This window comes from Vibrio sp. 1069 (genome assembly GCF_033340555.1).
Genome location: NZ_JAWOWP010000860.1, coordinates 1 through 538, shown reverse-complemented (window position 1 = coordinate 538; position 538 = coordinate 1). Strand labels below are relative to the sequence as shown.

At 46.1% G+C, this 538-nt stretch carries 1 pseudogene; it reads right to left on the bottom strand.

Features of this window, described 5'->3' with window-relative positions:
- Positions 1-479 (bottom strand): annotated as a pseudogene (locus R7040_RS29475) (MipA/OmpV family protein); the annotation flags it as partial.
- Positions 480-538 lie beyond the last annotated feature (59 nt).

Genomic DNA, 538 nt, shown 5'->3' with positions numbered 1-538 from the left:
ATGATGTGGGAGTACCTTGCGCCCGCTAAGTAACCTTTGTATGCGCCGCTGATGTCGTGTTGTAGGTATGTCGAGATGACGTTGTGCTCATCTAGAGTGAAATCGGTATTTAGACCTAAATCAACCGCTAAACGACGTTTTTGTGTGCCTTTCAAGCTCTTTGCTACATCGCCATCACGAATAATGCCGCTGCCTACCACGTATGCGCTCATGTTGATCAGATCGTTGGTTTCACCCAAGAAGCGGTAGTTGATGCCGCCCAAATCTGCGTTGAAGTCTTCACCGTGGTAACCACCGTTTAGAATTGGTGCAGTATTGTGTTTTTGATCTTTAAATAGGTCACTACCTTGAGCTACGCCCACTTCCGCAACCCAACCACCTTGGTTGTTGTAGATGTTGCCGTTACGGATGTATGTGTCACCTGCCGTTGCGGTGCCAGCTGCTGCCAAAGTTAGTAGTGCGATAAGTGTCTTGTTCATTTGTATTTCCTGTACCGTTTATTTTATTTTGAACAGTGTACAAAATGGTGTTGTAAGCC